Genomic DNA, 7038 nt, shown 5'->3' with positions numbered 1-7038 from the left:
GCCGCCGCCGGTCCCGGGGGGGGGGGGGGGGGCGCGGGGGGGGGGGGGGGGGGGCGGGGGGGGGGGGGGGGGCGGGGGGGGGGGGGGGGCGCCCGCCCCCCCGCCCCCCCGGCCGCCCGGACGGTGTGTCAGAGCATGGTGAGTCGGTCCACCAGCAGCTCCACCCTGCGCTCGGCGTCCTCCGGAGGCAGCCGTCCCGCCCGGGTCAGGGTCGCCGGCCCGTGCAGGGCCGCCCAGAACACCTCGGTGAACAGTGCCGGGTGTACGCCGTCCCCGGCGACCTCGCCGAGGCATTCCAGCAGGGCGGCGAAGGCGTCCTTCAGCGGCTCCGGGGTGTCCTCGTTCGCGAACGCCAGGCCGCCGTCGAGCTGGAACATGGCGTCGTAGACCGCCGGGTTGCACTCGGCGAAGTCGAGGTAGGTGCGGGCGAGGGTGGTGACCCGGGTGCGAGGGCCGTCCGCGGTGGAGGTCGCGGCCCGCAGCGCCGCGGCCATCTCGGCGGCACCCTCGAGGGCGACGGCGCCGATGATCTCGCGCTTGCTGCGGAAATGGCTGTAGAGGACGGGCTGGCTGTATTCGATGCGCTCGGCGAGCCGGCGGGTGGTGACCGCGTCCCAGCCCTGCTGCTCGGCGAGTCTGCGGGCCGTCGCCACGATGAGGCGCTCGCGGTCCGCCCGTTCGCGCTGCTTGCGTTCCTGTACCGACATGGTTGGATTCTAGCGCTGCTAGACAATCGAGCGGTGGTAGTACTAGCGTTGCCTCATCATCTAGCAGCGCTAGATTCCAGGAGGGGTCATCATGCTCGACGCGCTCAAGGTCGTCACCACCGTGGTCGTCGGAGTGATGGTGGGGGTGGAGTTCTCCGTCGCCTTTGTCATCAACCCGATCCTCCACGGACTCCCCGGCGACAACGGCCTGCGCGGCCGCACCCACGGGGCCCGGATGCTCGGCGCCGTGATGCCGTTCTGGTACATCGGCTCGCTCGTCCTGAGTGCGGTCTGGGCCGTCGCCGGACGGCACCGCCACGGCGCCGGCCTCGTCGTCATCGCCGCCGCGCTGCTGATCCTCAGCGTGATCATGTCGGTCCTGCTGCTCGTCCCGATCAACAACCGGACCAAGACGTGGACCACCGGGAACCTGCCCCAGGACTGGAAGGAGCAGATGAACCGCTGGGACCGCTTCCACTACGTCCGCGTCGCCGTCATCATCGCCGCCTTCGCCCTGCTGGCCGCCGCCCTCGCCTGAGCCCGCGAGCCGACACCGCGCAGGCGGCGTGCACTTCTCTGCTCCGCGGGCGGTGGCCGACGGTCTCCGCGGATCTGCACCGCCCCCGGAACCCGGGATCCCTCTACCGGAGGTTCTTCCTCGGACTTCGAGATGCCGAAGAGCGGCGCGAGTCGGCGCATCGTCGAATTCGCGCGCCAGTAGGCCGACATGAGCAGTACCCGGTCCTCCATCCGTGAAGTGCATGCGGCGGAGGACGTGGTTCTTCGGGCCCGTATCGCGTCGCGGTTCGGCGAGGGGTGTCGTCGAAGCGCCGGCGGAACCGTTTCGCCGGATGCCCGTGTCCTCCTTCGCGGGAGGTGGTTCCACACGGCGGAGCCGCCTGTGAAGGGGGATGCCATGGGGGAGATACGCGAGGGGGCACGGTTGGCGGCCTGGGCGGTCGTCGGGGTCGTCGGGCTGGCGGTGCTGTACCTGATCGGGGTGTTCGCCTTCGGCGGCGCGGCGTGGGTCACCGCCCCGTTCCGCGGTGCGGCGGAGCAGCGTGGGAACACCGTCGGCTCGGGCGAGTTCCGGCAGACCACCTACGAGGAGTTCTTCGATCTTTGCGAGGCCGTGCAGAACGCCGAAGGCACGATCAAGGTGCTCCAGGAGGAGCGGAAGACCGCTTCGGAGACCCGCACGGCACAGATCGACCAGTCGATCACCGCGCTGAGGGCCACCCGGATCGAGTCGGTCAACGACTACAACTCGAAGGCCGCCCAGGAACACCGCGCGCCCTTCCGCGACAAGGATCTGCCGTACCGGCTGGACGTCGGCGCCAAGCGCACGAAGTGCACCAACTGATCCCCATCTCACCCGGGAAGAGGGCAGCACCGCATGAAGAAGTTCGCACGTATGGCCCTGGCCGTCGTCGTCGCGCTCGTCGTGGGCCTGGCCCTGGCGTCCTGCACCAGCGACTCCAGCCAGGACAAGGAGAACAAGCGCAAGCAGGAGACCTACGACCACCTCGTGGCCGAGCAGCCGGCGGTCCCGATGCAGTACTCGCCGACCCGCGAATCGATCAACCAGTGGATCAGGACGTGGGGGAAGCGGGGCAAACTCTCGTACGTCTACATCCAGAACGCCAAGGGCGAGTACGGGTACTTCATCATGAAGGGCCTGCCGGTGCCGCGCTGCAAGATGCTCACGCCGACGGAGAGGGTGGAGACCTACTCCGAGGGCGTCGCGGTCCTCGCGCAGCCCGGCATGGACGGCACGTACACGTCGGGTTCCACCTGCAACGCCTACTACGGTTTCGACGCCACGACGGGCGCGTACATGGAGTTCACGGTCGGCACGAACCAGTCGTTCTTCCTGTTCGACCAGCCCATGACGATGCCGGAGTACGCCAGCGCCAAGCAGTTGGGGCCGAGTTCGGTGAAGGACGTCGAGAAGAAACCCTGAGCGGTCGGGGGCCGGTTGGCGGAGTTCCGGTCCCCGGCACGCACCGGCCGCCTCGGCGTGCTCCTCGGTCCGCTCCCCGGCGGCTCGATTCCAGGTGGCTGTCGATGAGTTCCGGTCCGCGGTGCGGGGCGTGGATGCGGTCGGCCAGGAGCTGGGACGGCCCCATGACTCCGGCGTGCGGGGCCGGCGTGCTGCGGACGATCCGGAGGTGTGGTTCTGCGAGCTGGACGAACGGGAACGGAACGCGTCCGCAGGCTCGTCGCCCGCCACGAGGAGTTCGGCAGGCCCCACGACGCCGCCCTCGCCCGGGTCCTGGGCACCGGCCGGCGCAACGCCGACCTCGTCCGCCCCATCGCCCTCACGTGTCGCACCCGATAGTGTTAGCGCTAACACTGCAGGAGCAGCCCGCCCCGCCGTCCGCCAGGAGTCCCAGCATGCAGCAGCCCGCCCCGGCCCCGCACGGCGGGGAACCCCCCGGGCACGGTGCCGACCGGCACCGCTCGGTCAGCATCTTCGACGTGGCCAAGGCGGCCGGGGTCTCCCACCAGACCGTCTCCCGCGTGGTCAACGGCAGCCCCAAGGTACGCAAGGCCACCCGGGACCGGGTGCTTGAGGTCATCGACGAGCTGGGCTACAAGCCCAACCGGCTCGCACGGGCACTGGCCGGCGGACTGGTGCGCTCGGTGACCGTGCTCACCTCGGACACCACCCTGTACGGGGCGTCCCTGGCACTGCGCGGCATCGAGGAGGCCGCACGGGCGGCCGAGTTCACGGTGGCGATCAGCGTCCTGGACGAGCGTGCGCCGCTGACGCCGGAGGACGTGGCGAGCCGGCTTGCCAGGCCGGGTGAGCCGGTGCTCGTCATCGCCTTCAACGCGCCGGGGGAGCGCGCCTGGCGTGCGCTGCCCGCGGAGTTCCCGGCGGCCGCGGTCGTGGAGCGGCCCCGGGACGGGTACGGCGGCAACCGGCCCGAGGCCTGGCTGGACGACCGTGCCGCGGCGGCCCAGGCCACCCGGTATCTGATCGGCCTGGGCCATCGCACCGTCCACCACGTGGCGATCCCCTCGTCCACCACCAGGGTCGGCCAGCGCGCCGAGGGGTGGCGGGAGGCCCTCGCCGACGCCGGGCGGCCCGTCCCCGAGCCGCTGGAAGGCGGCTGGAGCCCGCGATCCGGGTATCTGGCGGCCCGTGCCCTGGTCGCCGACCCGCAGGTGACCGCCGTGCTGTGCGGCAACGACGAACTGGCGCTCGGCGTGCTGCGCGCGGCCCGCGAGGCCGGCCGCGAGGTGCCGGGCGATCTGAGCGTGGCCGGCTTCGACGACGCGGCGTACGCGGGCTACACCCACCCGGCCCTGACCACCGTGCGACTGGACTTCGAGGGGCTCGGCCGCGGTGCCTTCGGGATGCTGCACCGGCTGCTCGACCCGGAGAACGCCCCGCCGCCGCCCCTGTGGCGGGAGCCCGAGCTGATCGTCCGCGAGAGCACCGGCCCGGCGCCGGGCCGCTGACAAACAGGCATCGCGTACGGCACACTGCTCCATCCGCGGGGGATGTGAGCGCTAACACAGCTCGGTTCCGGCCCCAACCTCGTCCTCCCGCAGCGTGGCGGGAGGGGAAAGCCAGGTACCCATGCCTTTCCGTACCCGCACCCCGGAGGCGGCCCCGCCGTCCCGCCGTCGTACGAGATCGCGCCTGTCCGCGACCCTGCTGGCCGCCGCCGCGCTCGTCGGCGCCGGCCTCGCCGTACCGCCGCCGGCCGCGGCGGCCGGCCAGACCTTCACCGTGGACCTCGGCACCACCACCGGCGCCGTCCTGCGCGGCTCGAACGGCGCGCTCTACGGCCAGAGCGACGACGGAGTCCCCGGTGACAACCTGCTGGCGCCCCTGAAGCTGACCACCGGCTCCCAGAAGCCCCCGAACGGTGCCCAGCACCCGAACGGCGACATCCTGCAGGTCGCCCCCTCGTTCTTCCGCAACGGCGGCGGGACGATGTACACCAACATCCAGGACGAGTACTCGGACTGGCCGTACCAGAACAACGGCATCGACGACTACCTGACCAAGGTCGACACCGCCGTGAACGCGGTGAAGGCGACCTCGTACGCGGCCAACGTGGTCTTCGTCCCGTTCAACGAACCGGACGGCAACTGGTACACCGGGCTGACCAGTTCGAACTCCAGCACCTACGCCTCGGCGCTCAGCAGCTTCGAGTCCGACTGGAGCACGGTGTACGCGCGGATCAAGGCCGACTACCCGGCCGCGAAGATAGCCGGCCCCAACACCGCCAACTTCAACAGCAGGTTCTTCGGCGACTTCCTCACCTACACCAAGGCCAACGGTCAGTTGCCCGACGTGTTCACCTGGCACGAGCTGGGCCCGAGCTCGCTGGCCGACTACCGCTCCCACTACACCGCGTACCGCGCGCTGGAGACCGCGCGCGGTATCAGCGCCATCCCGATCAACATCGACGAGTACGCCAACCGGCGCGACCTGTCGGTGCCCGGGCAGATGATCCAGTGGGCCTCGATGTTCGAGGACACCAAGGTCTACGCGCAGCAGCCGTACTGGGACATCGCCGGCAACATGTCCGGCAACACCGTGCACACCAACGTCCCCAACGGGTCATGGTGGTTCTGGCACTGGTACGCCGGGATGACCGGGCAGACCGTCAAGAGCACCCCGCCGCAGCTCAACGTCCAGGACACCCTGCAGGGCATCGCCTCCCTCGACACCGGCCGCAAGCAGGCCCAGGTGATCGTGGGCGGATCCTCGACCGACACCAACGTCGTGATCAACAACATCCCGGGCGGCACCTTCGGCAGCAAGGTCGAGGTCACGGTCCAGGCCCTGGACTGGAGCGGCTACGAAGGCGCCTCCGCGCCACCGCAGACCGTGTCCCGCGCCGCCTACACCCCTTCCGGCGGCTCCATCACGGTGCCGCTGACCGGCCTGAACCCGATGTCCGCCTACCGCATCACGGTCACCCCGAACGGCGGCGGCACCGCCACCGCGCCCAGCGTCCCGTCGTACTCCTCCTACGAGGCCGAGAACGCGGCCATCACCGACGGCACCGTCGTCACCCAGGCCACCGGCGACAGCTATGCCACCGCCCAGCTGTACGCCACCTCCGGCACCAAGGACGTCGGCTACCTGGTCAACAGCGACAGCAAGGTCGTCTTCACGGTCAGCGTCCCCTCCGCCGGCACCTACAACCTGCGCGTCTTCTACGGCAACGAGAACGGCTCCCCGTCCCAGCAGGTCCTGCGGATCGACGGAGCCAACCCGCAGTTCGTGACCTACCCGTCCACACTGAACTGGCAGTACCGCTCCACCGTCACCGTGCCGGTCACCCTGAGCGCCGGCAGCCACACCGTCTCGCTCGCCGTGGCCGACTCGACGCTCGGCACCTCCGCCGGGCAGGTCACCCTGGACAAGATCGACCTGACCGCCGTACCGAGCACCCCCGAGACGGTGTACGAGGCCACGCTCGCCGACGTCAGCGGCAGCCCGTCGTACTCGTACAGCGACGTCGGCGAGACCGGCACCGGCCGGCTCGTCATGGCCGCCGGCGACAAGGCCACCTTCGACGCCTACGCACCCACCGACGGCTACTACACCGTCAGGACCGACTACTCCTCGGCCGGCGGCAGCACCGCCCTCGCCCTGAACGGCGCCACCGCCGCCACCTACGGCTCGTCCGGCGGCTCGGCCACCACCTCCAGCAGCAGGCTGTACCTGACGGCGGGCATCAACCGGATCGCCGTCGCCCCGAACAGCGGCGCCACGCTCACCCTCCGCGATCTGAAGGTGGACGGTGCCGGTGACACCACCGGCGTCACCAAGTACGAGGCGGAGAGCGCCACTCTGGCCGGCGCGGCCAAGGCGCAGTCCGACGGCTGGGCCTCGGGCGGCAAGAACGTCGGCTATGTCGGCGACGGCAGCGCCAACACGCTCACCTTCGGCAGCGTGAGCGCGTCCGCGGCCGGCCGGTACACGGTCGTGATCCACTACGCGCAGAACGACCGGGCGGGTTCGGACAGCTACAACACCAACGTCGAGTCCCGCACCGCCCAGTTGTCGGTCAACGGCTCCACCGCCACCACACTGACCTTCCGCAACACCTACAGCTGGAACGACTACTGGACACTGCCGACCACCGTCAGCCTCACCGCCGGCACCAACACGCTGAAGTTCTCCAACTCCTCCTCCTGGGCGCCCGACATCGACTACGTCGAAGTCGCCCCCGTCAACGGCTGACCGCCGAACCCCGACCAGAGCCGCGGGGGGGGGGGGCCCCCCGCCCCCCGCGGCCCCGGGGGGGGGGGCGGGGGGGGTATCAACACCACAGCCGGCCTCGCCCACGGAAGG

General features: G+C 70.7%; 7 protein-coding genes and 1 pseudogene. 6 read left to right on the top strand and 2 right to left on the bottom strand.

What is annotated here, in order from left to right; all coding sequences use genetic code 11:
* Window positions 1–128: 128 nt before the first annotated feature.
* Window positions 129–707 (bottom strand): TetR/AcrR family transcriptional regulator, encoded by a 579-nt coding sequence (locus ACFWPS_RS15150; RefSeq protein WP_383704994.1) that lies wholly within the window; start codon window positions 705–707, stop codon window positions 129–131.
* Window positions 708–798: 91 nt separating this feature from the next.
* Here ACFWPS_RS15150 and ACFWPS_RS15145 point away from each other — a divergent pair, with 91 nt between their 5' ends.
* Window positions 799–1245: an anthrone oxygenase family protein gene (locus tag ACFWPS_RS15145; protein ID WP_383704992.1), complete on the top strand. Its 447-nt coding sequence runs from the start codon at window positions 799–801 to the stop codon at window positions 1243–1245.
* Window positions 1246–1367: 122 nt separating this feature from the next.
* On the opposite strand, the pseudogene ACFWPS_RS15140 reads toward ACFWPS_RS15145, so the two are convergent.
* Window positions 1368–1595 (bottom strand): annotated as a pseudogene (locus ACFWPS_RS15140) (hypothetical protein); the annotation flags it as partial.
* A 28-nt stretch (window positions 1596–1623) separates the two neighbouring features.
* On the opposite strand from ACFWPS_RS15140, the gene ACFWPS_RS15135 reads away from it, so the two are divergent.
* The 5 genes from ACFWPS_RS15135 to ACFWPS_RS15115 all read left to right on the top strand — a co-directional run bounded on the left by ACFWPS_RS15135 (window position 1624) and on the right by ACFWPS_RS15115 (window position 6927).
* Complete coding sequence (locus ACFWPS_RS15135) at window positions 1624–2070, top strand: hypothetical protein (protein ID WP_383704990.1); 447 nt, start codon at window positions 1624–1626, stop codon at window positions 2068–2070.
* Window positions 2071–2103: 33 nt separating this feature from the next.
* Window positions 2104–2670: a hypothetical protein gene (locus ACFWPS_RS15130; RefSeq protein ID WP_383704987.1), complete on the top strand. Its 567-nt coding sequence runs from the start codon at window positions 2104–2106 to the stop codon at window positions 2668–2670.
* A gap of 210 nt (window positions 2671–2880) precedes the next feature.
* Entirely contained in the window at window positions 2881–3048 is a 168-nt protein-coding gene (locus ACFWPS_RS15125; RefSeq protein ID WP_383705120.1) for a hypothetical protein, read from the top strand.
* 56 nt (window positions 3049–3104) lie between these two features.
* The gene (locus ACFWPS_RS15120; RefSeq protein ID WP_383704984.1) at window positions 3105–4178 is read left to right on the top strand and encodes a LacI family DNA-binding transcriptional regulator; all 1074 of its coding nucleotides are present in this window, start codon (window positions 3105–3107) and stop codon (window positions 4176–4178) included.
* A gap of 121 nt (window positions 4179–4299) precedes the next feature.
* Complete coding sequence (locus tag ACFWPS_RS15115; protein ID WP_383704981.1) at window positions 4300–6927, top strand: carbohydrate-binding protein; 2628 nt, start codon at window positions 4300–4302, stop codon at window positions 6925–6927.
* Window positions 6928–7038 lie beyond the last annotated feature (111 nt).

The sequence above is a fragment of the Streptomyces sp. NPDC058457 genome, from assembly GCF_042720695.1.
GTDB lineage: Bacteria > Actinomycetota > Actinomycetes > Streptomycetales > Streptomycetaceae > Streptomyces.
Note: the sequence above shows the minus strand (reverse complement) of the source record. Positions and strands in the feature narration are given on the sequence as shown.

Excerpts from the sequence above, each read along its gene's own strand:
- ACFWPS_RS15115 (WP_383704981.1), top strand. The coding sequence starts at position 4,300 with ATGCCTTTCCGTACCCGCACCCCGGAGGCGGCCCCGCCGTCCCGCCGT.
- ACFWPS_RS15150 (WP_383704994.1), bottom strand. The coding sequence starts at position 707 with ATGTCGGTACAGGAACGCAAGCAGCGCGAACGGGCGGACCGCGAGCGC.
- ACFWPS_RS15130 (WP_383704987.1), top strand. The coding sequence starts at position 2,104 with ATGAAGAAGTTCGCACGTATGGCCCTGGCCGTCGTCGTCGCGCTCGTC.
- ACFWPS_RS15135 (WP_383704990.1), top strand. The coding sequence starts at position 1,624 with ATGGGGGAGATACGCGAGGGGGCACGGTTGGCGGCCTGGGCGGTCGTC.
- ACFWPS_RS15120 (WP_383704984.1), top strand. The coding sequence starts at position 3,105 with ATGCAGCAGCCCGCCCCGGCCCCGCACGGCGGGGAACCCCCCGGGCAC.
- ACFWPS_RS15145 (WP_383704992.1), top strand. The coding sequence starts at position 799 with ATGCTCGACGCGCTCAAGGTCGTCACCACCGTGGTCGTCGGAGTGATG.